The organism is Emticicia sp. C21 (assembly GCF_003418935.1).
In the GTDB taxonomy this organism is placed as follows: domain Bacteria; phylum Bacteroidota; class Bacteroidia; order Cytophagales; family Spirosomataceae; genus Emticicia.
The window spans coordinates 53,270-77,873 of record NZ_QVMT01000006.1; the positions used below are offsets into that span (position 1 = coordinate 53,270).

Genomic DNA, 24,604 nt, shown 5'->3' on the forward strand with positions numbered 1-24,604 from the left:
CTTTTAGCCTTGCTGGAGGATAGTTATATTTGTTGAATCTTGCCGTTCAATACATTTGTACAAACAAATTATAAAGTATCCTTTTTTTGCAGCTTTAGCTAGGTTATTTCTATGTGCTCAGAGTAAGATATTATCAAATAAACATACGTGCTTATAACTCGGAAATAAATCAATGGAAACTCAAAACAGACGAGATTTCGGTAAACAAATCTTAGGTACAGCTCTCAACTATTTTCTCTTAGAAAGCCTTTTTAGTTCACAGGCTTTTGCTAAACCCGTCGCCCCAATTGCTAATCATTGGGCAAAACAATTGAGTGAAATATGTAATGATTTAAAACTGGAAAAGATTTCTCCAGCGCTATGGCAAAGCCAGGTAGAAAAACTATTCAATCATATAGAGTTAGAGGAAATGCTGAAATTCATAGATTTTGAGACATTGACTAAAAACTTTGAATATCCTGATTTAGGGGTCAATACCAAAATGATTACGTTCCCGAAATTGGATGACTTGCCTGAAAAGACCGTCTTTATCAAGAAATTATTCGGTATGAAAAAAGACCGGGCCATTATTCCGCATGGGCATTCTAATATGTCGTCGGCGCATCTGGTTCTGAAAGGAGAGTTTGCTTTGAAACATTATGACAAAGTGCATGAGGACGAAAAGAATCTATTTATCAAGCCAACTATCGAAAAAACCGCTAAATTGGGTAGTAGTTCATCTATCTCAGACGAAAAGAATAATATCCATTGGTTTATCGCCAATACTGAAACCGCCTTTACTTTTGATATAATTATGCTTGATTTAGGAGGAAAAGAATATGATATTCATAATATTGATATTGAAGCCGGAGAGAAAACAGGTAATGGCATAATACGCGCCCCAAAAATGGATGTGCAGACGGCGTTAAAAAAATATGGCAAGCAACACCATTAACAAACAGATATAATTACACTAAACTAAACCCCTATGAAAAAGAATCTCCTTTGGGCTTTTCTGCTTTTATCGGTAGCAAGCTATGCACAACCCCAGTTTTCAATTACAGCCCCTAATCAGAAAGACCTATTAGATGGTAGGTTATTGGTGATGCTATCAACCAATGCCGATAAAGAACCACGTTTTGATGTAACTGATGCCTTAAATACCCAATTGGTATTTGGTGTCGATGTCGAAAACTGGAAAGGTGCTCAGGCGAAAATAGTCAATAATGCCAATGGCTTTGGCTACCCGAAAAGATATATGAAAGAAGTGCCTGCCGGAGAATATTATGTGCAGGTACTATTGCATAAATATGAAACTTTTCATCGCAAAGACGGTCACACCGTAAAAATGCCGATGGACAGGGGAGAAGGGCAGCAATGGAACAGAGCACCTGGTAACCTGTACTCAAAACCTATCAAAATAAAATTTGATTCTAAAGGTACTTCGATAATAAAACTAAGCTTAGACCAGGTAATCCCACCCATTGAAGAGCCAAAAGATACTAAGTATATCAAGCATATCAAGATTCAAAGCAAATTGCTGACGGAATTCTGGGGCAGACCTATGTATTTGGGTGCTCATATTTTATTACCAGAGGGTTTCGATGAACATCCGAACGTAAAATATCCATTGGCCATTTTTCACGGCCATTTCCCTGAAGACTTTGATGGCTTCCGTACTATTCCGCCGGATGAAAACCTGAAGACTGACGATTATAATACCCGTTTTAAACTCTATGGCTATAATAAAATAGTTCAGCAGGAAGCATACGATTTCTATAAAATGTGGACAGGTAAAGATTTTCCTCGTGTACTGGCGATAGAGATTCAACATGCTTGTCCGTTTTATGATGATTCGTATGCCGTCAATTCAGAAAATATCGGGCCTTATGGGGATGCCATTACTTATGAATTGATTCCTGAAATTGAAAAACGATTCAGAGGCATTGGCGAGGGCTGGGCAAGGTTCACCTATGGTGGTTCGACAGGTGGTTGGGAGGCCTTGGCAGTACAGGTAAAATATCCCGACCAATACAATGGCTGCTATGCCGCCTGCCCTGACCCGATAGATTTCAGAGCGTTTACGACCGTAAATATCTATGAAGATAAAAATGCCTATTGGTACGAAAGCCAGTTTAAAAAATTAGCTAAACCAGGGCATAGAGATTACTTAGGACAAGTGTCTGCCACAGTAGCCGAAATGAATATGAGAGAACTAGCTCTAGGCACTAAAACACGTAGCGGGCAACAATTTGACATCTGGGAGGCAGTTTATTCGCCAGTGGGTAAAGATGGCTATCCAAAGCGAATATGGGATAAAGAAACGGGGGTAATAGACAAGGACGTAGCCAACTATTGGAAAGAGAATTACGATTTAGCTTATATCCTAAAAAGAGACTGGGCTAAAAATGGAGAAAAGTGGAAAGGTCGAATCCATATTTACTGCGGAGATATGGATAATTATTATCTGAATAATGCCGTGTATCTGGCAGAAGATATGCTAAAAGAGCTGAAGAATCCATCTTATGATGGAGAGGTTGATTATGGTGATAGAGCCGAACACTGTTGGAACGGAGACCATACCCAGCCTAATGCTATTTCAAGATTACGTTACCACCGGATGTTTGTGCCCAAATGGGCAGAAGAAGTGAAGAAAACTGCTCCAAAAGGCGCAGATTTGAAAAGCTGGAGGTACTAAAGTTTTTTTGTAGGGCGAACGGGATGTTCGCCCTACATGTGTCACAATAGTGCCAGTTAACAATATTTAATATTCCTACTTCATAAATTTTTCTTACTTTTGACGTTCTATCAATAATTGAGTGAAGTCTAATCAAAAAGTAAAGAAATCAAAGTGATAAAACTAGAAGGCAAGCTTGCCAAATATAAAGAACTGATTTCATATTTCCTGATTGCCTGTTCGGGGGTGGTTGTACAGTTGATTGTAAGTTCTATTACACAAAACTTCTTTGGTTTTTCTTTTGAATTGTCGATTGCGATAGGGTATATAATCGCTTTTATTATTGGCTTTTTTCTCACCAAGATTTTTGCGTTTAATCAACGACATTCAAAGAACTCTTTCAGAGAGGGTGTCAAATTTCTATTGGTCTCTTTTGTTTCAGGTCTTATTACTGTAAAAGGGGCTTATTATTGCAAGGTTTTTTTAGACGAATCTGGTATTTTTGGTAAAGAGCAACTCATATTCGGAAAAAGCATTGATATAGCCGAACTAGTTTCTCACTTCTTTGGTATGGGCATGAGCTTTGTAGTTAATTTTATTTCACACAAGCACTTCACTTTTAGAACTACCGGCATCTACCATAATTTTAGGTTGTTTTTTCAGAAAGGGTAATAGATTGTGTATGACGATTTAAAAAATCATTTTATATAATGAAAGGCGAACGAGCGGAAGCCGCGCGGACGTTCGCCCCACAATACAGTAATCAAAATTCATCTTTCAGCTTATCATAAAGCCTTTCAAATTTCTGATGTAGTTGGGTGTATCTTTCAGCAACTGCAGTGTTGGGCAGAAATTCTTTTCCTTTAGTTACAGTATTCACGGCCTCTTGCATGTTTAACGCTTTCATAGCTACCAGGGCTGCTCCCCAGGCCGAACCCTCAACGGTTTCACAAATCACTACTTTTTTCTGAAAAATGTCTGCCACTAATTGTAGCCAGAAATCACTTTTGGCAAAACCTCCGCTGGCACATATCTCATGAATCTGTTGCTGTTCCATCAAAATCTTACCAATCGAATACATATTTAGAATCAAGCCCTCCATGACAGCCCTTACAATATGAGCTTGCGTATGGGTAATGCTCAATCCGAAGAATACTCCTCTGGCTTCTGCATTCCAGACTGGTGCTCTTTCTCCTAAAATATAGGGTAAGAATAAAAGGTTCTCACTGCCAATCTCTAATTTCTGAGCTTCTTCAATCAGTTTGGAAATAGGGTTCTTAGAGTTTAATATTTGCTCTTCGAGCCATTGCAATACTATTCCGCCATTATTAGTAGCACCACCAATGATATATTGATTTTCAAAAAGAAAAAAGTTGAAAGTCCGCATTTTGGGGTCAGTATAAGGCTGTGTTACACACATTCTTACTGCCCCGCTGGTACCCATAGTAAAAGCCATTTGTCCGGGCTTCATGGCACCAGAACCTAGATTGGCTAAAGGCCCATCACCTGCCCCAATCACATAATTGACTAAAGGAAGATTTGAATTTGTATCGTTTTTCTGGATATGCGTAGTAGAAACCAATCTGGGTAATTGTTCCTCTGAGATACCTAAAGTTTCTAAAACCAATGTATCCCAGGTGGATTCTCTGAAATTAAATAAACCACTCCCTGAGGCCAAAGAATAATCAATGGTATATTCACCAAATAGTCTAAACCATAGATATTCCTTAATCCCTATAAATTTATAGGTCTTGCTAAAAATCTCAGGCTCATTTTCTTTCAGCCACAAAATTTTGCTGAAAACCGAAAAAGGATGAATCGGAATGCCTGTGCGATGATAGAGTTCTTGTCCTAAATCAGTAGGCTTTAATCGGTTGGCTAATTCGGTAGCCCGATTATCAGCCCATAATATCAGATTGGTGAGAGGTTTTCCATCGGCATCAATCGCTATCAATCCATGCATAGCCGATGAAAAAGAAACAATGCTTTTAGCAGCTACTGATGGGGGAACTATAACACCCAAAGACTTCTGAAATGCTGCGTATATTTCTTCGGGATTCTGCTCGCTCCAGTTAGGGTGGGGGTGCGTCATGCCATAGCCACTGCTAAACTGGCTCAATACATTGCCGTTTTTATCAAAAGCAACGGCTTTGGTAGTGGTGGTACCTACATCAATACCCACGAAATATTCATACAATACCTCTTCCATGCAACAATTCTAGTTCGCTTTTTCTACTGCGTGTCCACCAAATTCATTTCTCAAAGCCGCTACTACTTTACCCGAAAAAGTATCATCCTGTTGCGAACGATAGCGCATCAGTAAAGATAAGGCAATCACGGGCGTAGGCACACCTAAATCAAGCGCTGTTTCAAGCGTCCACTTACCTTCACCAGATGAGTGCATAATACCTTTGATTGCATCAAGATGTGGGTCCTTTCTGAAAGCATTTTCAGTCAATTCCATCAGCCAGCTTCTTACTACCGAACCATGATTGAAAAGTTTGGCTACAGCTTCGAAATTAATATCGTATTCCGAGCGTTCGAAAACCTCAAATCCTTCGGCAATGGCCTGCATCATGCCATATTCAATCCCATTGTGTACCATTTTCACAAAGTGCCCGCTACCTGATGCTCCTGTGTAGAGATACCCATTTTCTAACGAAATATCTTTGAATACACTTTCTACATACGCAAACACGTCTTTATCTCCGCCAATCATAGTGCATGCGCCGTGTAGCGCGCCACTGGTACCACCGCTTGTACCACAATCCAGGAAATTGATCTGTTTGGATTTCAGGTAATTATAACGTCTGACAGATTCTTTATAGTGAGAGTTACCGCCATCTATTACAATATCATTTGGCGAAAGATAATTGAGTAATTCTTCAATCACAATATCTACAATACCGCCTGCCGGAACCATCAGCCAGATGACTCTTCTGCCTGTGAGTTTTTCGCATATTTCCTGGAGCGTGTTAGCAGGGGCAATTCCGCCCTCTTCTCCTATTTTCTTTACCGATTCGACATTTACATCCTGTGCTACTACCTCGTAGTTATGATTACGTAAGTTTAATGCCAGATTATAGCCCATTTTACCGAGCCCGACAATTCCTATTTGCATATGAAAAGCACCCTTATAGGGTAGGTTTAAATGAGAAAATATTTATTCAATCAAATTTAAAGTATCAGATTCTTTGATGATAGATAAAATGTGAGTTTGTTACTCCTGTCTCAAAACTACAAAAATTTCTTTGCTTGCAGGAGTCTGAACGGATAAAAGACCTGTATACTAGCAAAATCAAATAGATAATTATTAAATTGCCTGAAAATAAACCCTGCCAGAAATGAAGCAACGCCTGACGTCATTAGACGTTTTCAGAGGCATGACCATCATGCTAATGACTATTGTGAACAATCCGGGAGATTGGGGTAATCTCTATCCACCACTCGAACACGCCGAATGGCACGGTTGCACACCTACCGATTTAGTATTTCCTTTTTTCCTGTTTATTGTGGGTATCTCTTCAGTTTTATCAATGCCTATCAAAAGGTTTGATGCCTCTACTTTTGAGCGGATAGTTACCCGTACTTTAAGAATTTTTCTGCTAGGGCTATTCCTGAATTTTTATTCTAAAATACATATAGGCGAGATTTCAGGCTTACCACTCATGTTGATTCGTCTGGTTTTCACTGCCCTTATCGTAATGGCTTTATTAGGTGATTATGACAAACGAAAACAGTTTTTTATAGCTCTTGGCTTATTCATATTAATGATGATTTTAGCTTTTGTGGCCGACGATTTCAAAGAAGTACGTATTCCGGGGGTATTGCAGCGTATTGCTATTGTTTACATGATTGTTTCGGTGCTTTATGCTACTACCAATACTACTACTCAAATTATAGTCGGGCTGGTGTGTTTATTAGGCTATTGGGCTTTGATGGCATTGGTACCTGTGCCGGGTGTGGGAGCAGCCAATTTTGATAAAGGGACTAATCTGGCGGCGTGGTTAGATAATCTCTTATTACCGGGACATTTATGGGCAACCTCAAAAACCTGGGATCCGGAAGGAATACTAAGTACTATCCCCGCAATAGGAACAGGTATTGCCGGACTATTAACAGGAACATTACTCACCAATAATTTCGATAAAAATAAGAAAGCTATTTATTTGCTTACTGCCGGTGTATTAAGTGTGGGGATTGGGTTCCTATGGGATATGGTCTTCCCTATCAATAAGGCTCTTTGGACGAGTTCTTTTGTATTATATACTGCTGGCTGGGCCTTGCTGGTATTGGGTGTTTTGTATTTTGTAATTGATGTAGTACGCTTTGATTTCTGGACAAAACCTTTTGTGATTTTTGGGGTGAACCCGATGGTTGTGTTTTTCTTTTCGGGTATTATCCCCCGTGCATTGAATGCCATTAAGATTCCTGTAGCAGATAGAACTCCTGAAGAAAGTCCGGGTTTAATCTCGTGGATATATGAATATGGTATCGCACCATTATTTACCGAACCTAAAAATGCTTCTCTCGCAGGAGCTTTGGTGTATGTCCTTATCTGGTTTGTAATTCTTTGGCTTTTTTATCGAAGAAAATTAATATTTAAAGTATAGATTTCGTTTCTTAGTACAAATTTTCACTATATCAACCTAAGTATCTGACAATGAAAAAATTATTGATTTCTGCTTTAGCTATTTGTGCGATCAATGCATCGGCACAGACAGGCAAATGGGTAAAATTATTTGATGGAAAAACCACCACCGGCTGGCATACCTGGCAGGCAAAAGAAGTAAAAGGGTGGCACGTAATGAACGGTGTGCTAATGACACATGGTGGCAGTGGCGACCTTGTCTCAGATAAAGAATACGGCGACTTTGAATTGGAATTTGATTTTAAAGCAGCCCCTAAAGGCAATAGCGGAGTGATTTATAAAGTATTAGAAACACCTGATGCAAAATCAAGCTATATGTCTGGTCCTGAATACCAGATTATTGATGACGCTAATTATCCGGCGCAACTGAAAGATTCTCAAAAGACAGCTTCAAACTACGATTTACAACCGCCAAAAGATTTCAGCATTGTAAAACCTGCCGGACAATGGAATAAAGGTAAAATTGTGGTAAAAGACGGCCATATTGAACACTGGTTGAATGGTGAAAAGGTAGTGGAGTATGAGTATGGTAGCACCGATTGGCACTCAATGGTAGCGAAAAGTAAATTTCCGACCTGGGAGTATGCTAAACCTCATGATAAAGGTAAAATAGCCTTACAAGACCATGGCGATATGGTATCGTTCAGAAATATCAGAGTAAGAGAATTATGATTTCTTAGATAGACTTTAAAAACGAAATAGGAGGGTTATCGGCCCTCCTATTTCGTTTAATGGAGACAACTATCAGAATTTAAGAGTAATACCTAATGAAGTATATGGAAATCCTGCTTCTGCGTATACTCCTAGTTTTTCTTTGAAGTAATAACGGGCCCCTGCATAACCACCAAAAGAGATTAGTAAATCTGTTGCATTGCCGTAATAATTAGTGTAGTCGTCATTATAGTTTGCTATTCTGAGGCCACCGCTTAATCCGACATAAGGGTCAAACTTATTATCATCAATACTCAAAGCTTCATTCACAAATTTGCCTATATGAACGGCACCTCTCACGCCTAATCCGATATAAGTTGTCCGATAACCCCAATAGTTTCTCGAAGAGAAAGCGCCACCGACGCCAACACTTACTAATTCATGAACGCCTACATCAAAAGAGGCATTAGCACCTACTCCGTATCCTAATCCGAGACCTACGTTCAGATTTTTTGTTCCTTTTTGAAATGCTTGAGCTTGTGTGTTTTCTGCAAAAATGCAACATAAAATTGCAACAGCAGCAATGGTAAGTAATTTTTTCATAACAACGTTTTTTTAATTTGAAAGCCGAAAATTAGATAATGTGGAATATACGAACACTAATTTTTGACATGAATTGCACGAAAATTATATTAAACGGTCGTAAAACATGTTTAAGTTGTTAGTGCTAAAAGTATCAATTATTGCGAAACCTCGTCTAAAATCTGGTTGTAAACCTTCGACCGGCGTTTCTTTTTCTGGTTTTCAGCAATCACTTCGGCCTTTTTGTATCCCCCCATGTAATAGCGCTGAAACCAGGGTACCATCGTTATAAAAATATCCAGAGGAGCAGGGCTACCAATTGCCGCCAGAATGCCCCAGGTAACTACGCCCCCGGTTAATAATAATGAGTTAAAACCATTTTTTACGTCTCCAGCATAAAACTGTCCCAACCCTGGCATTATAATACTCAATACTTTCGCTTTCTTAGGATTCAGACGGCTTATTTTATCGTTCTTAACGAATAAAGCTTCTATTTTTTGCTTACCATCTACATTGTTCGCATCAACCAGAGTTAAAAACTCTTTTTTTGATTTGTCATATTTCTCTGTTGAAAAATGAAGAATCGCTGAGTAAAAGGTTTTACGTCTTTGTTGTTCAGGAGTAAGATTGTCAGGGATATTAACTAATTCCACCTCTGCATATTCAAAATTGCCCAGAATCAGAAAGCAGGATAATTTACGGAGTAATACTTCGGTTTCGGTACTATCTGTTTTTTGCTGATAAAAAGCCAGCTCATAATAATCAGCCGCTTCTTCAAAGTTTTGCGTAGCATATAAGCAATCAGCAATGTTTTTATAACAAAGCTTTCTGAACTCTTCTTTTTTATCAAAGAAAATGACTCTTCTATAGGTATTAGCTGCTCCTTGGTAATCTTTCTTTACATAGAGTTCATTGGCAAAGTCAAAGGTTTCTTTGAGATCTTGAGAATAAACCAGTAACGGAAGACATAGAAAGAGGATGCTTAAATATCTTTTCATAATTCCTGAAAATATACGTAACAAGAAATGGTTTTAGATGAAGAAGATTATCAGAAATAGCTATTGAACAGGTTATCTATTCTGTTTCTGATGGTCTGGTGACTTTTTTTGTTGTAGTTCTTTGCCGAAACTACTGAGCCATGAATATTACCTAAATAAAAGCCTAAACCTACACCACCGAATATCCACCCACGCGTACTGTTTACACCGCTTTTGCTAAAGCCTCTGATAGATTGAAAGGCCATAGTGCCCACAAAAAACATGGAAACAATACCATCTTTCCAGTCTTTGGTATAAAAACGGCCTGTACCCGGAATAATGGTTGACATGATACCCGCTAAGGCCGGGCTTTTCTTCTTAATCTTTAATGCCTGAGCTGCCAAAGTCTTGTAATCTGTAGCCAGTTTATGGTCTTCGTCTTTTAAGACAGATAAAATCTCGTTGGCTGATTTATAATTGTCCTGCAGGATTTCGGAAGTAGCCGAAAGAATTACTTTATCAGGCTGAGACAATTGGGTATTGGTTACCCAGAATTCTCTGGCAACTTTATAATCGGTTTTTAGTAATAAACTCCGGCTATACTCAACGGCAGATGGTGACGACATTAAGGAAATATCAGGATATAGCTGTCTTCCACGCAATAATGCCTCATCTAATTTACCTGAACGGCGATACATTGATAAAAGAGAAGTTTTAAGACTATCGTTTTGCGGAAGCATAAAAATCAAACGCTCATACTCACGGGTAGCTAATTCATACTGACCGGACTTAGAAAGATACTCGGCAAATTTTTTAGAATTATCGTAGTTGTAAAGGTCTTGTGCTGAAGAATTTATGAATTTGAATAGAACTAAAAGCAATAATAAGGTTTTTTTCATCAGGATTAGGGTTTATCAATCAACAACTTGGCCTTCACGTCAATCTCGTACTTCATAGGGCTTAAACCATTGCAACGGGTGAGCCTGTCCATCGTTCTGATACCTCCCATCAATACACCATATTTCTTCACAGTCAGGATACCGTATTCAGAACATGAAGGGGTAAAAGTACAGACAGTTAAATCCTGCGACGAGAAGAAAGTTTTATAAAACAAGAAAAGACCAGAGAACAGGTATTCTACCTCATTCTTATTGCCCTTTGCTTCTTTATACACTCTTTTAGGGGCTTGTTGTATCACATTTCTATGAAGACTTATTTCGTCTTTACTTTGGGCTTGTGCCTGGTTTAGGCAAAGCAACAAGAGGAACAGGGTGGTTGTAGATAGTATCTTCGCCATTTTCGTCGATAGTAATGTTTTTATAGGTCGTTTGCTGGATATTCTGCGTGCCATCCGAATTATAAGAAATCTGGGTCACTTGTAATGGAAAAACAACTCCTTTTACGTTGACATAGTCTTTAAAAAACTGTTGGCTTAAGAGTTTATCCGACACATCATAAAACGCTATAGCATCCAGTTTTTTGTCAATATTAGCCATTTTTATTTTACCCAGAATCTTTAATAAACGTTTTTCTACTACTTTCCAGGTGGTTATTACACGTCCGTTAGCGTCTTTTTCTACTTTTTCAATTTTATATACTCCATTTATTTTTCCTGAATTAATACCATAATCAGCCAGTTTCCCCGATAATGCCAGGTGAAATATTGAAAACTCATTCATGATGGTGACAGTCTGTGAGGCCAACAGCGAGTCTTTTTTATCTAGTCTGTAGAGCGTAGTGTCTTTGATGATAATCGTTTCTGCCTGTGGGAAGTGCAATTTATAAATCAGTCCCATTGAGGGCTTGTTATAATAAACTTTGCCGACTGTAAGCCGATAGGCACCTGTGGATAATTTATCTTTGATAGATACATCGGCTTTCAGACGAAAGAACTCTTGTCCGAAACTGTATTGAAAACTTAAGAGGAATACTAAAAATACTAATTTTTTCATTCTACAAAGGTACTTAAACAAAGAAAGCCCAACAAGGGGTTGGGCTTTCCAATATCGTTTTTATATTAATTAAAAGAAGAAGCTTCCGCCACCGATTAATACAACGAAAATCCACCACAATAACCATACACCAACCCAAACTAAACAGCCATATAATGCTTTTTTAGTTTGATCTTTGTCTTGGTCAGTTACGATATAAACAACCAATACACCAACTAAGCCCAACACGCAACCCCACCAGAATGCAGGAATGTTTAATGGAAGATCACCAGCTGCAACTGTAGAAGTTACGTTAGTGTCTAATTTCAAATCCTTAGCTAGTTCTGTTTCTTGTACATCGGCCAATGTAGTACCTTCGTTGGTATTTACATATTCCTCCAATTTGTTCAATTTCTCGAACTCAGCATTGATGCTTTTTTCATCATATTTCAATGCTTCAACTTGTGGTTGAGGAGTAGTAACATCGTTAGATGCTGTCAATGATTCTGTTGGGTTTGCAATAGTTGCAGTAGTAACCTCTTCAGAAGCAACTGCTGGAGTTTCAACTGCAGTTGGAGCAGCCTCTACTACCTTAGCTTTTGGAGCTTGAGTATAAGCATAAGTATCAACTTTTCCTTGTTGAACATACGCATATTGTTTCTTTTGGCAAGCTACAAAGAAGAAAGAAATGGCTGTTGCGAAGATAATAGATAATTTTCCTTTCATTTACTTAAATGGTTTTAAAAATGGTCAAAAGAATAGTTTTTTTTTATTGCCGCAATATACTATGGTATTTTAAAAAAAAGCGATTTTTGAGAAATATTTTTTATTAAATTTTACTAAATGGAGCTTGTCAGGCATAGACATATAATAGATTTTTGTAGATAAACCAGCCGTTTTATAGATGTAGGAAACAAATTATACGCAACATAGTCATCTTAAAGTGACGAGAAAGTATATCTATATATAATTACCAGAAATTTAAAGTTGTAAGGAAATTGGAAATAAATAAGAGAGTCGGCACATTTATTAACATTTTGTTACTAATATTGTTTTTACTACAACCCAATATAATCTTTCAATTTAAAACCTATTACCAATCATGAAGCAAACTCTCCTTTTCCTTTTTAGCTTTTGTATACTTTCGTTGATGTCATGCCAGAAGAAGCAATATGCTTCTTTTCAAAATGGTTTTCAAGCCGAGTATTCACACAATCTTAAAAAAACCGAAGTACAGCCATCAAATGCAGATTCAAAACTTCCTGATGCCGCAGTAGCAAATGAAGAAATCGTATTACCTACTGCTCCTACGGAAAATGTCTCTGCCAAAAATGGAACAGTTACAAGTATTGAAACTGAAAAAGCACCAATTGTAGAAAAGCCAGCCTTAAATGGAACAGAATCCTTGAATCTTGATTTAACTGGTAAGAAAAAATTGACATTAGTCGAGAAAGTAAAGACTATCCGACAGCTCAATAAATTATCGAAATATGTCTCCAAAAAACCAGCTGCTTCTACCAGTAATACTAAACCTAAATCAAATTCAGATGATACCTTAGCTATAGTTTCTTTGATTCTGGGATTAGTAGGGATAGTGGCATTGCTCTTTGGTGGTTGGATAGGGATTTTAGTAGGCTTAGCAGCTATGATTACAGGTATTATTAGTTTAAGAAGTACTTCTAAAAGAATACTGGCTGTAATAGGTATTGTTTTAGGTGCTGCGCTTCTATTACTGGGCATAATTGTAGTTGTGTTTTTAGCTACGCTTTTCTCGAATTTTTCATAAATTTCACAGATAAAATTCCTTATAACGCATTCAGACAATCAGATAATACTAATCTTAGTCCATGAATCGGTACCGAAGCAATTGGGTGCCGATTTTTTGTGCTATTATATTAGTTTTTGAGAAAAATCGGGATAAGGCTACTTTAATTTTCATGAGTTATCCTGAATTTCAGGATAACTCATGTTTTTTGCATCAACTTATTCGCATTGTTTGATCGCAGCGTAAAAATTCGCGCCGTTTTTAGCTTCAAAGCCAGGCTGTAGAATTATATTCTTAGGCGAAAACAAATTCACAGCAGTAGGCTGGTTTATTTTTTCAGTGCTGCTAACAGCACCGGTATGATAGTACGAACCTGTTACCGACACACTATTTCGTTGATTATTACTTTCACACAATCCTGCCCAGAATAGCTCTCCTCCATACTTTGGGTCAGTACTTTTATAGATTATTGAGTTATTCAGAACAAACATGTCCGCTCTTTCAAAATCTGACCCAATGCGTAAAAGGGCATGTTTTATACGTTTACTCTGCCCTGTATTCAAATCACTAACATAAATAAAATCTCTCTGTGCCTCGTCCCATTCTGCCATTGGTATCCATAAGGTATTATTCAGACAAATAGGATTCTTAAAGAAATTAATATTGGCAAAAGTTTCAAGGGTTGTTAATGTATTTGATGCGATATCATATTTCCAGAATAGATTAGGATAAGTAGTGAAAAAGTAAATAGCATTGGCGCAACTACAAAAAGCCTCTGCCTGGTCAAGTTCTCTGACAGTCTGCAGTAATTCTATTCCTGTAAGTGAATTGTTAGTCCGGTACAAAGACAGATATCCAAATCTATCTATTATATCTATCAAAGTAAAATAAAGGTTTTTACCGTCTGAAACCATTGTTATGGCACGTTTGTAAGCATCAGGTATTTTTACAACTGACTCAGTACCAGCCGGGGTTCCGTTTGTTTTCCAGAGATAGGACTCTCCGGCAATAATCAAATACATGATAAGTGTATTATTTACAATATAAGAGCCTAAATTTTTTGTTTCCTGGCTCAATGAATTGCCAAAATCTTTCAGAAGAATGGTTCCATTACTGGTACCATCTGTTTTCCAGAGTTCTAAGTTATCGGCTGAGTTCCTGAAAAAATAAAGCTCATTATTAAATAGTATACTTTTATCAGGATAGTAGATTCCGTTATCAAAGTTTTTAATGACGCTTGAGGTATTCGTATTCTGATTGTATTCAACAATATCTTTATCATACATTAAAAGCACATGCTGATTTACCCGAAAAATCTTATCGTAATAACTATTGGTCAGATAGGGCGCTTTTGTTGTGTAGGTTCTTGATCTTAAGTTTATCTCGCCTATTTCCTGTGCATTAAAAACAGTAAAAACGGAGTCGTTTTTCCTCATATAGTCACTACTGCTATTTATGTACTTTATATCAGGTATACTGATAGTGTTTTCGGCTTCGCCCTGCGTAACAATTAAATCACCATTTACTACACAAAATAGGTGTTTATCTACCAGCTTCAGGTTGCTTATTCCACTTGCTTTTGTATTTGGGTTTATGGTACGATACAATGTTAAAAGGTTGTTTTTGTAGAAATACAACTGTGCACCAATCGTTGAATTTTTCAATTCACCAAGAATCAGCAGATCTTTTCCTATAAATTTCAGTTTAGTTATCTTCAAAAAATCTGTATTTATCCGGTTTGAGGTTGTTGTACCTTTCTGATACTTCCAAAGCTGCCCTTTGTCATCGCCAAAATAGGCAAAACTGCTATCAGGCGAAACAGCAAAACTTTTCACCGCTAAAGAATCCCTGATTTTGGTATTTACGCCACCATTTGTTTTCCATAATTGTATATTTCCGGAATAAATACCTCCGGTATAAAAGTACTCATCACCCATATTAAGTCTTAATAATTGCGCTCCATAATTATTATCCACTATTGCGGTATTTGCGGATGTTCCGTCTGTTTTCCAAAGGCGTGCGTCTCCTATAAAGTACAATTTATCTTTTACCTTATAGCCTTCCTGCATGCAGCAATCAATTAACCTGCGCGGTGCAATAAGTGTAGAGCTTCCTGCAGTGCCGTTAGTTGAAAATGTACTATCGGCATGAAACACCAATTTATTATTTACCTCTCCTATAAAGCCAAAATTACCTGACCAGGGCGATGAATGAAAGGTTACCAGAGTGCCATTAGCATCTATAGAATGGAAATAACCGATTGCAGGACCATAATTACCATTTAAGTAAGCCCAGGAAAAAAAGTATATCTTTTCTTTTCCTGCATAAAAAGTTTGCACTTGTAAAATAGGTATCGTTGCCACCAATACCAGCCCATTGCTATCTTTTGTCAGTTTATAGATATTAAAGTCATCACTGTTATCTTGTACTTTTTTGTAGAAGTAAAACGTTTCTCCGGCAAACCCCATAAAGCCATAATCAGTACTTAACAGTTTTCTTGTACCCGCCGAAGTGCCACTGCTTAGCCAGACATGCGTTATATTATGAATCTGTTCAGTAAAATAGAAATAATTGCTTTCTGATGGGTAAAACTTACCCTTTGCTGAAAATAATGAGAATCGGGTTGTATCTTCTTTTATAATGCTCCATTGTCTGGTAAGGGTATCAATAACAGCAAACTGATATTTACTTTTATAATCAAATTTGCCCGGTACTTCCTGAACCAGATCGCCAATAAGCAGATATGTTTTTCCGTTGAAATCAATAAAATCATGTAATACACCGTCTCTGTTATTGGTAGTCAAATCTTTAATGATAGTGTTACGGATATTTTGTGAGTAACCATTATAGGTAATGAATAGCAGAATAAATATAGATAGGTAAATAGATTTACAGGAACACATAGCAATGGAGATAATTGGTAGTTTTAGAATAGTCACAATCAATTAATTTTTTTATCAGCCCAATAGAATGATAAATGTTATTACAATGCTAAGCAATTAATCGCTAAAAAAAAATACCCGTTTATAGAGAAGCAAGCAAAAACAATAATTTCAGCGGCCCTATATTACCAATATATAAATTCTTTTTCTAAAAAGATTACACTTTGGTTTTACCAAAAAAACTTGTAATTTTGCACCCCGAATAGAAGCCCTTAGAGGTTTTTTATTGAAAATCAATGTTTGATTGATTAAATCTTTTTAGAAACTCTTTATATTTTATAAAAACATGAATATTACAGCAGCAGATGTAAATAAACTCCGTCAGATGACAGGAGCTGGTATGATGGACTGCAAAAAAGCTTTAACAGAAGCGGAAGGCGATTTCGAAAAAGCCGTAGAGATTCTTCGTAAAGCAGGTCAGAAAGTAGCAGCTAAACGTGCTGACAACGAGACCAAAGAAGGTATTGTATTAACAAACGTTAGCGCAGACGGCAAAACCGCTACTATTTTAGCGCTTGCTTGTGAAACTGAACCAGTTTCTAAAGTAGAGGCTTTCCGTACATTGGCAGATGATATTCTTCAGGCTGCTGTAGCTAACAACATAAAAGATAAAGAAACTTTATTGGCTTTTGCTTTAGCAGATGGCCGTACAGTTGAAGAAAGCATTACTGAATTGGTGGGTAAAATCGGTGAGAAATTAGTAATTACTGAGTATGCGCAAGTAGAAGCAGACCAGGTTGTTGCTTACAACCACTCAACAGGTAAGTTAGGTGTATTAGTAGCATTCGGCAATACTCAAGGTGATGTAACGGAAGTGGGTAAAGATATTGCGATGCAAATTGCTGCCATGAAACCAGTAGGTTTAGATAAAGACGATGTAGATCCTGCGGTTGTTCAAAAAGAAATTGAAATCGGTATGGATATCGCTCGTCAGGAAGGTAAACCAGAAGCAATGTTAGAGAAAATTGCCATGGGTAAATTGGGTAAATTCTACAAAGAAAATACCTTGTTGAATCAGGAGTTCGTAAAAGATAGCTCTATCAACATTGCTCAATTACTTGAAAATACACAAAAAGGTTTGAAAGTTACAGCATTCAAACGTGTACAAATCTAATTTGTATTACGATTTTGAAACGTTGTTTTAAGATTAGCCCCTCTCACAAGAGGGGCTTTCTTGTTTAAACAGGCTGTTATTCGCTATAGCCAATCGGGAATGAGAAACCTGCTGAAACACCTACTGTGCGGTTACGGACAGGCAATTCAATTAGAGGAATATCCAATACTCTTGAAAATCCATGTTGGTAGCGTCCTTCGATGAATATATTGCCATTACCCACCGGAACCTCAAAGCCTAAAGCACCTACGCCACTCAATTCAAATTGATGAAAAAAGCCGGTACCGATAGATGGACGTAACGGGAAAAGCCCAAGTACGCGTATGATGGCTTTGGCATCAGTCATATAACCGACAGATGGGCCTATAGCCAAATAACCATGTGGCATATCAGGGTCGCCTAGTTTGAGTTTGGCTAATACTGGTAGTTCAAGATAGTTGGTTTTAAAAGCCAGAGTTCCACCAATAGGAATATCCACACCCAGAAATTCTGTTCCACTCATATTCAGCGATTCTTTCACTAAGAAACCCTTCTGGGTATAAGCAAACTCGGGTCTGATAGAGAATTGTTCAGTGATAGGAAACTCGGCAAAAAGCGCAGCACCGCCTGATGGCATGAGTCTGAAAGTAGGCGTGATATTCTCAATCAAATCGAATTTAGTCATGGTCGACCAGTTAGCCCCGCCTCTGGCACCCAACTGAATACGTTGACCGAATGAGAGGTGAGCAATTAGCAACAAAGCAAGTGTTTTGAAAATGGTTCTCATTTTTAATTCAGGTTTTATAAATTTGTGTAAAAAATGAGTAGTGGTCTTGCAATAGGCTACTATATTTAAGGTGTACAAGAATGATTATGTAAGCAAGATGCCGTTTAAACTGGCTGCGTTGCAGAATAAATGTTAACAAGAAGTTAATGAAATTACCGGAAGTATTTTCGCTGCAAATGCAGCACATCTTAGGAGAAGAATACCAGGCTTTTGTAAAAAGTTTGTTAGAGCCAACTCCTGTTACCATCAGGCTGAATAACAGAAAAAAGACATCAGAACCAATTGCAACCAATGGGGATGTCTTATGGCACACTAATGCACATTATCTGGACGAACGACCTGTTTTTACGCTTGATCCTGCATTCCATGCCGGTGCCTATTATGTGCAAGAGGCTTCTTCAATGTTTGTAGCCGAAGCCATTAAGCAGACCGTAGATACTTCGAAATCTCTCAGAGTAATGGATTTATGTGCTGCTCCCGGAGGGAAAAGTACACTATTAGCATCCTTATTAAATGATAAAAGTCTGTTGGTCGCCAATGAAGTAATTAAAAGCCGGGTAGGTGTGCTGAAAGAGAATCTGGAGAAGTGGGGCTTCCCGAATTATATAGTTAGCAATCATGACCCTGAGGAAATGATTGATTTGGAAGGCTTTTTTGATGTAGTGTTAACTGATGCCCCTTGTTCGGGAGAAGGTTTATTTAGAAAAGACCCGAATGCCATGAATGAATGGTCGGAGAATAGTGTGCAATTGTGTTGTGCCCGCCAGAAAAGGATTTTGCAGGCATCAGCTATGTTGGTAGCTCCCGGAGGGATTCTGTGCTATTCTACCTGTACTTATAATGAAAAAGAAAATGAATCAAATGCCCAATGGCTGACACAGGTTGCAGACTTTGAGCATGTGCAACTAAAAATACCTGCCGGGTGGGGAATTGTAGAAAAGAAATATGGTTATCAGTTTTTTCCGCATAAAGTACGCGGGGAGGGGTTTTATCTATCAATTTTCAAAAAAACGAGAGGTGAAAAGCAGGAAGCAAGAGGAAAAATTAAACTCAACCGGCTACCACAGAAAAAAGTAGAAGTATTGAAAGAATGGTTGCAAACCCCTGATGTGTTTGACTATTATGAAAAACCTGACGGACAAATTGTAGCTATTCCCAGTATATTAAGTAATGAATACGCAGTTATTTTCAGAGTCTTACATAAACGTTCATCTGGCTTAGAAATAGGGCAGTTTAAAGGGAATGATTTTATTCCGAGTCATGATTTGGCTTTAAGTACGGCTATTGCTAAAGATTTACCTGCAGTTGAATTAGTGAAAGAAGATGCCTTGAAATTTCTTAAAAGAGAGAATCTGGGGGCAGATTTATCTAATCAATCCAAGGGCTGGCTATTGGCGCGTTACCAAGGCTTGAATTTAGGGTTTATGAAAGTAATAGGAGATAGAATTAATAATTATCTGCCTAAAGAATGGCGGATTAGGATGGAGATACCGGAATAGGGATGATTTTTTGTGTAATTACTTAGTGCTTTCAATTCTTGGGATAGTGCCTTCGACTCTGCTCAGACACCGAAAGACCAATGATTTATTGGTGCCTGAGCGGAGCCGAAGGCGCTATCTAAGGGTATAACTTCATTCAATATATCTCTTCATCACAAAATCCGTTTGCACATCATCACCTAATGTAAACGTGTGTTCTCCGAATCGGACATAACCCATCTTCTCATAAAACTTTATCGCGTTGGGGTTATGTTCCCAAACGCCTAGCCATATTACTTCAAATCTTTGTCCTTTTGCCCAATCTGTGCAGAAATCAATCAGTTTTCTACCTAATTGTTGTCCGTGAAATTCTTTCCTCACATAAATTCGCTCTATTTCTACTACCTTTTCTTCTAATAATCCTTTCGTTGAATGATTCTTCACCAATTTGACAAAGGCAATTAAATTTTGTCCATCCTCACAAACCACATATTGATTCGTGGAGTCTTGTAATTCTGTTTCTATTTGGTTCAGAGAGAAGTTCTTAGCTACATGTCTTTCCATATTTTCGGATGTATTATGGGCCGTGTAAGTATCCCGAAAGGTAATTTCTGACAGTTCGCGCAGGTTAGGCGCATCAGCTAGAGTAGCAAGTCTGATTAGCATATTTAAATAATAGTTTTCTGCAAATAAAGGATATATTGGGCTTTGAAGCAACAATCAAAAAAGCTAAGAATGGATTTAAAACGTTTGCAATCATTACCTGAAAATCAGCAATTATTAATCTACCAATTCAGTAGTCAAAAATATGGTTTTTAATGTATAAGAGTATGATAAAATGTTTACATTTAAGTTTTAAACCTAAGCCCTACTAAAATAATGAGTGAAAGTTCCTCTTCACAAAGACTCTATTCGTTGGATGCACTACGAGGTTTTGATATGTTCTGGATAATGGGTGCAGAAGATTTTTTCCATGAATTAGCCGAAGCCACAAATCACCCCGCCGCCGTCTGGATAGCTACGCAACTCTCACATGTGGATTGGAATGGCTTTCGCTTTTATGACCTTATTTTTCCTCTATTCTTATTCATGTCTGGGGTCTCTACCCCATATTCTGTAGGACGAGACTTGGAAAAAGGCGCAGACAAATCTAAATTATTAATGCGGATAGTAAAGCGTGGGCTTATTTTGGTGCTGTTTGGAATTATCTATAATAATGGCTTACATATAAAACCTTTGGAAGAAGTACGTTTCCCAAGCGTATTAGCACGTATAGGTATAGCGTATATGTTTGCCAGTATTATTTATCTATATGCCAGCCAGAGATTTCAGTATGTCTGGTTTGCGGTGGTCCTTGTAGGGTATTGGCTACTATTAAAATTTACCTCTGCACCGGGCTATCCAATGGGAGATTTAACCATGGAAGGTAATTTTGCTTCATGGCTCGACCGCACTATTCTTCCCGGTCGCTTACATCGGGGAGTTCATGACCCCGAAGGCTTAGTCTCTGCTATTCCAGCCATAGGGACAGGACTATTAGGCATTTTTGCAGGAAACTTCCTGAAGAACAACCCGATGGAGAAGATGAGAAAAGCGCCAACTTTAGCTATTGCAGGTATTGCCTGCTTAATTATTGGTGGACTTTGGGATTTGTTTTTCCCAATCAACAAAAACCTATGGACGAGCTCATTTGTGCTATATGTAGGTGGTTGCAGCTTAGTATTATTGGCAATTTTCTATTATATCATTGATGTATTGGGTTTCCGTCGCTGGGCTTATTTCTTTATGATTATTGGCACGAACTCTATTTTGATATATATGTCAGTTAAATTCATTAACTGGTATTATACTTCTAAAGGCTTTTTTATGTGGTTAGCTGATATTGCCGGAGAACATTATCAGGCAGTGATACTTGCCGCAGGAGTTATAGCTGTTAAGTGGGTATTTTTGTGGTTTATGTATCAGAAGAAGGTGTTTTTGAGAGTGTAAAAATATCGTTATTTATAAAAAAGCGCCCAATTTTTAATAAACTGGGCGCTTTTTGCTATTTTATATATTGAAAATTCGACATACACATAAAGTTAAACCCTCTTCAACAAAGTCGCCAATAAAAAACTACCAATAAGAATAGCAAAAAAGATAAGGGCAGACATTGGGTTATAGATAATCATTGCTAATAAGGCAATCGAACCAATCACCAAAGCCACAATCGGAGAAAGAGGATATAAGGGCACATGAAAAGGTCTTGGTAGCTCCGGCTCTTTTTTGCGCAGTACCAATAATGACACTACTGAGAATATATACATGGTTAAAGCACCAAAAACTGAAAGTATAATAATATCAGCAGTAGAATTAGTAAGTAAGGCAATTATACCTAGAACCATATTTAATACTAAAGCATTGGCAGGCGTTTTAAATTTCGTATGAACTTTACCCAGGAAACGTGGTGCATTACCAACTCGGCCAAACTCAAACGTTGAGCGTCCGGCGGCTAAAACCAGGCCATGGAAAGAGGCTATTAAACCACAAGTACCAATCCCAACAATTACCTGATAAATAACACTGCTATCACCGATTACCTTACTCATGGCCATAGGTAGTGGTGAATCAGATGTACTTCCATCAGCCTTGAAAACAATCGCTTCCCAGCCATTTACACCCACGGCTGCAAAAAAAGTAAATAAGCATAGTATAACCAAGGTCGTCATAGCAGAGCCAAAACCCCAGGTAATATCTTTTTGTGGATGAACCGATTCTTCGGCAACATTCGCCAAGCCTTCAATGCCCAGAAAAAACCAGATGGCAAAAGGCAAAGCCGCAAAGCTGCCTGCCCACCCATTTGGTAATGGATTAATGCTTAGGTTTTTCATCTCAAAATCAGGGAAGACTACTATCCAGAAGATAATCAAACCTAAAACGGCTAATACAGTAATGACTAATTCAAAGGTAGATGCTAATTTAGTACCTAAGACATTAAGCGCCGTAAAAAGCAGATAGGCTGTAATGGCAATAGCTGTAACTGAGAATTGTGGAAAAATAACATTGAAATAAGAACCAATCCCAACAGCAATGGCAGGAGGGGCAAAAAGAAACTCTATATTCTGAGACATACCGGCCAGGAACCCCCATCTTTTACCTAAAGCCCGATTGGCATAATCAAACGCACCGCCTGCTTTCGGGATAGCACAAGCCAGTTCGGCATAGCTGAGCGAAAAGGTGATGTATAAAATAACTACAACTATAGTGGCAATAGCCATGCCCAGTGTACCGCCCTTTTCGAGCCCTAAATTCCAGCCAAAGTACATGCCGGATATAACATAACCTACCCCTAAACCCCATAGTAAAGTAGGTGTGAGACTTTTCTGTAGTTTTTCTTCTTGTGATTGTGCCATGTGTAAATTTATTAATTCTGTCGAAGAAATAAAATTTAGGCATTTAAAAAATACAATTTATTTTGGCAATTTGGATTCATGAACTTAAATTTGTGCAAATTTAAAGAACAACATTTCTAACATGAGAAAGTTAAGCGTGTTATTGTTTGCAGTTGTAGCGGTTTCGTTAGCTTCATGCAAGTATCAAAAGAACAATACTATAGAACAACATGATGCCCGCAAAGGAGATGAGTGGGTATATGGTGTAAGCCCTGATTCTGCAGCGAGACAATTAAAAAATAAATATACGGCTAATCCAGACCTCGAAAAACGTGCAAACGATATTCGTGAGAAGTTGTATGGAAAAACCGGAGCTTAATTCATAGCTCACCAAATAGGCAAATTGCAGTCTTCATAGCATTTTAGCTATAGCAAGCTTGTAATATGCCTATTTTTATTTTTCACACTTTCATAAATAAAACAAAAAGTCAAAAATGAAAATAGCATTAGTAACCGGTTCTGCGGGTTTGATAGGTAGCGAGTCGGTAGCCTTTTTTGCAGAAAAGTTTGACCTGGTTATCGGAATTGATAATAATCTACGCTCATATTTCTTTGGTTCAGAAGCCTCAACAGATTGGAATCGCAACCGTTTAGAAGAAAAATTCAGTAACTATAAGCACTACAACGCAGATATCCGTTCAGAAGAACAAATCGGTAAGATATTCGCAGAATACGGCAATGATATTAAACTGATTGTACACACAGCCGCTCAACCAAGCCACGATTGGGCTGCCCGTGAGCCTTTTACTGATTTTACGGTAAATGCCAATGGTACCTTAGTAATGCTTGAAATGACTCGTCTGCATTGTCCCGATGCAGTATTCATCTTTACCTCTACCAATAAAGTATATGGTGATACCCCTAACTACTTACCATTGGTAGAATTAGAAACCCGTTGGGAAATTGACCAGACTCACCCATACTACAAAAATGGTATTGATGAATTAATGTCAATTGACCACTCGAAACACTCTATTTTTGGAGCATCGAAAGTTGCGGCTGATGTGATGGTACAGGAGTATGGTCGTTATTTCGGAATGAAAACGGCTGTTTTCCGTGGTGGTTGTTTAACCGGCCCTAATCACTCAGGTGCACAGTTGCACGGATTCTTAGCTTATTTAATGAAATGTGCGATTACTGGAAACCATTATACTATTTTCGGATACAAAGGGAAACAGGTACGTGACAATATCCATAGCTGGGATTTAGTAAATATGTTCTGGCATTTTTATAACGCCCCTCGCCCGGGTGAAGTATATAATGCAGGTGGTGGCCGTTTCGCTAACTGTTCAATGCAGGAAGGAATTGCACTTTGTGAAGAAATCACCGGTAATAAAATGAGTTTCAGCTATGCAGAAGATAACCGTAGCGGAGACCATATCTGGTATATTTCTGACCTTACCAAGTTCAAAACCCATTATCCGGAATGGACCTGGAAATATGATTTGAAAGAAACATTAACACAGATGTATGATAATATCAGCAAACGTGTTTAATAGATAAAATTTATCATCCACAAAAAAGTCCTAATCTTTTGATTGGGACTTTTCTTTTAATGTTGATTCGTATCCCGTAGGGATGATATATCGGTAGAAATGCCCATCAACCAAATAAAACAAGTCCCGTACGTAGGGACGATATATTGTTTTAATATAACGTC

Annotated in this window: 23 protein-coding genes; 11 read left to right on the plus strand and 12 right to left on the minus strand. The window is 38.0% G+C overall.

Annotation, left to right across the window (positions count from 1 at the left end):
• Positions 1-172: 172 nt before the first annotated feature.
• The 3 genes from D0T08_RS14810 (at position 173) to D0T08_RS14820 (ending at position 3,328) form a co-directional block, all read left to right on the plus strand.
• Positions 173-934 (plus strand): hypothetical protein, encoded by a 762-nt coding sequence (locus D0T08_RS14810; RefSeq protein WP_229238963.1) that lies wholly within the window; start codon positions 173-175, stop codon positions 932-934.
• A 33-nt stretch (positions 935-967) separates the two neighbouring features.
• On the plus strand, positions 968-2,677 hold the full coding sequence (locus tag D0T08_RS14815) for a hypothetical protein (RefSeq protein ID WP_116983448.1): 1,710 nt from the start codon (positions 968-970) through the stop codon (positions 2,675-2,677).
• 153 nt (positions 2,678-2,830) lie between these two features.
• The gene (locus D0T08_RS14820; RefSeq protein ID WP_158561273.1) at positions 2,831-3,328 is read left to right on the plus strand and encodes a GtrA family protein; all 498 of its coding nucleotides are present in this window, start codon (positions 2,831-2,833) and stop codon (positions 3,326-3,328) included.
• Between the two features lie 91 nt (positions 3,329-3,419).
• Here D0T08_RS14820 and D0T08_RS14825 read toward each other — a convergent pair whose 3' ends face one another.
• Together D0T08_RS14825 and gnd are read right to left on the minus strand one after the other, a co-directional pair.
• Positions 3,420-4,865 (minus strand): gluconokinase, encoded by a 1,446-nt coding sequence (locus D0T08_RS14825; RefSeq protein WP_116983450.1) that lies wholly within the window; start codon positions 4,863-4,865, stop codon positions 3,420-3,422.
• Between the two features lie 9 nt (positions 4,866-4,874).
• Positions 4,875-5,777 carry a phosphogluconate dehydrogenase (NAD(+)-dependent, decarboxylating) gene (gene gnd, locus D0T08_RS14830; protein ID WP_116983451.1) on the minus strand — a complete coding sequence of 301 codons (903 nt, stop codon included), beginning with the start codon at positions 5,775-5,777 and terminating at the stop codon, positions 4,875-4,877.
• 223 nt (positions 5,778-6,000) lie between these two features.
• On the opposite strand from gnd, the gene D0T08_RS14835 reads away from it, so the two are divergent.
• A complete protein-coding gene (locus D0T08_RS14835; protein WP_116983452.1) occupies positions 6,001-7,269 on the plus strand; it encodes an acyltransferase family protein in 1,269 nt (422 codons plus the stop codon).
• 50 nt (positions 7,270-7,319) lie between these two features.
• On the plus strand, positions 7,320-7,979 hold the full coding sequence (locus D0T08_RS14840) for a DUF1080 domain-containing protein (protein ID WP_116983453.1): 660 nt from the start codon (positions 7,320-7,322) through the stop codon (positions 7,977-7,979).
• 72 nt (positions 7,980-8,051) lie between these two features.
• Here the strand turns inward: D0T08_RS14840 and D0T08_RS14845 are convergent, their stop codons facing one another.
• From D0T08_RS14845 to D0T08_RS14870, 6 genes are all read right to left on the minus strand, one after another.
• Positions 8,052-8,561 carry a hypothetical protein gene (locus D0T08_RS14845; protein WP_116983454.1) on the minus strand — a complete coding sequence of 170 codons (510 nt, stop codon included), beginning with the start codon at positions 8,559-8,561 and terminating at the stop codon, positions 8,052-8,054.
• 137 nt (positions 8,562-8,698) lie between these two features.
• Complete coding sequence (locus D0T08_RS14850) at positions 8,699-9,538, minus strand: tol-pal system YbgF family protein (protein ID WP_116983455.1); 840 nt, start codon at positions 9,536-9,538, stop codon at positions 8,699-8,701.
• A gap of 50 nt (positions 9,539-9,588) precedes the next feature.
• Positions 9,589-10,416, minus strand: coding sequence for a lipopolysaccharide assembly protein LapB (locus tag D0T08_RS14855; protein ID WP_116983456.1), 828 nt, complete (start codon positions 10,414-10,416; stop codon positions 9,589-9,591).
• Positions 10,417-10,421: 5 nt separating this feature from the next.
• A complete protein-coding gene (yidD, locus tag D0T08_RS14860) occupies positions 10,422-10,775 on the minus strand; it encodes a membrane protein insertion efficiency factor YidD (protein WP_229238964.1) in 354 nt (117 codons plus the stop codon).
• The gene (locus D0T08_RS14865) at positions 10,741-11,469 is read right to left on the minus strand and encodes a hypothetical protein (protein WP_116983458.1); all 729 of its coding nucleotides are present in this window, start codon (positions 11,467-11,469) and stop codon (positions 10,741-10,743) included. The genes yidD and D0T08_RS14865 overlap by 35 nt, the downstream gene beginning before the upstream one ends.
• 69 nt (positions 11,470-11,538) lie before the next feature.
• Positions 11,539-12,174 (minus strand): hypothetical protein, encoded by a 636-nt coding sequence (locus tag D0T08_RS14870; protein WP_116983459.1) that lies wholly within the window; start codon positions 12,172-12,174, stop codon positions 11,539-11,541.
• Positions 12,175-12,550: 376 nt separating this feature from the next.
• On the opposite strand from D0T08_RS14870, the gene D0T08_RS14875 reads away from it, so the two are divergent.
• Positions 12,551-13,234, plus strand: a complete 684-nt coding sequence (locus D0T08_RS14875; RefSeq protein WP_147322781.1) for a DUF4190 domain-containing protein — start codon at positions 12,551-12,553, stop codon at positions 13,232-13,234.
• Between the two features lie 197 nt (positions 13,235-13,431).
• On the opposite strand, the gene D0T08_RS14880 is transcribed toward D0T08_RS14875, so the two are convergent.
• On the minus strand, positions 13,432-16,152 hold the full coding sequence (locus tag D0T08_RS14880; RefSeq protein ID WP_147322782.1) for a 3-coathanger stack domain-containing protein: 2,721 nt from the start codon (positions 16,150-16,152) through the stop codon (positions 13,432-13,434).
• A 289-nt stretch (positions 16,153-16,441) separates the two neighbouring features.
• Here D0T08_RS14880 and tsf point away from each other — a divergent pair, with 289 nt between their 5' ends.
• Positions 16,442-17,269 (plus strand): translation elongation factor Ts, encoded by an 828-nt coding sequence (gene tsf / locus D0T08_RS14885; RefSeq protein WP_116983462.1) that lies wholly within the window; start codon positions 16,442-16,444, stop codon positions 17,267-17,269.
• Positions 17,270-17,345: 76 nt separating this feature from the next.
• Here tsf and D0T08_RS14890 read toward each other — a convergent pair whose 3' ends face one another.
• Positions 17,346-18,035 carry a porin family protein gene (locus D0T08_RS14890; protein ID WP_116983463.1) on the minus strand — a complete coding sequence of 230 codons (690 nt, stop codon included), beginning with the start codon at positions 18,033-18,035 and terminating at the stop codon, positions 17,346-17,348.
• 146 nt (positions 18,036-18,181) lie between these two features.
• Here D0T08_RS14890 and D0T08_RS14895 point away from each other — a divergent pair, with 146 nt between their 5' ends.
• Positions 18,182-19,534, plus strand: a complete 1,353-nt coding sequence (locus D0T08_RS14895; protein WP_116983464.1) for a methyltransferase RsmF C-terminal domain-like protein — start codon at positions 18,182-18,184, stop codon at positions 19,532-19,534.
• A 132-nt stretch (positions 19,535-19,666) separates the two neighbouring features.
• Here D0T08_RS14895 and D0T08_RS14900 read toward each other — a convergent pair whose 3' ends face one another.
• Positions 19,667-20,179: a GNAT family N-acetyltransferase gene (locus D0T08_RS14900; RefSeq protein WP_116983465.1), complete on the minus strand. Its 513-nt coding sequence runs from the start codon at positions 20,177-20,179 to the stop codon at positions 19,667-19,669.
• 213 nt (positions 20,180-20,392) lie between these two features.
• Here D0T08_RS14900 and D0T08_RS14905 point away from each other — a divergent pair, with 213 nt between their 5' ends.
• The gene (locus D0T08_RS14905) at positions 20,393-21,502 is read left to right on the plus strand and encodes an acyltransferase family protein (RefSeq protein ID WP_116983466.1); all 1,110 of its coding nucleotides are present in this window, start codon (positions 20,393-20,395) and stop codon (positions 21,500-21,502) included.
• Positions 21,503-21,594: 92 nt separating this feature from the next.
• Here the strand turns inward: D0T08_RS14905 and eat are convergent, their stop codons facing one another.
• Positions 21,595-22,905, minus strand: coding sequence for an ethanolamine permease (eat, locus tag D0T08_RS14910; protein ID WP_116983467.1), 1,311 nt, complete (start codon positions 22,903-22,905; stop codon positions 21,595-21,597).
• Between the two features lie 121 nt (positions 22,906-23,026).
• Here eat and D0T08_RS14915 point away from each other — a divergent pair, with 121 nt between their 5' ends.
• Complete coding sequence (locus tag D0T08_RS14915; protein WP_116983468.1) at positions 23,027-23,263, plus strand: hypothetical protein; 237 nt, start codon at positions 23,027-23,029, stop codon at positions 23,261-23,263.
• A gap of 115 nt (positions 23,264-23,378) precedes the next feature.
• Positions 23,379-24,440, plus strand: a complete 1,062-nt coding sequence (locus tag D0T08_RS14920; protein ID WP_116983469.1) for an NAD-dependent epimerase/dehydratase family protein — start codon at positions 23,379-23,381, stop codon at positions 24,438-24,440.
• Positions 24,441-24,604: the final 164 nt, after the last annotated feature.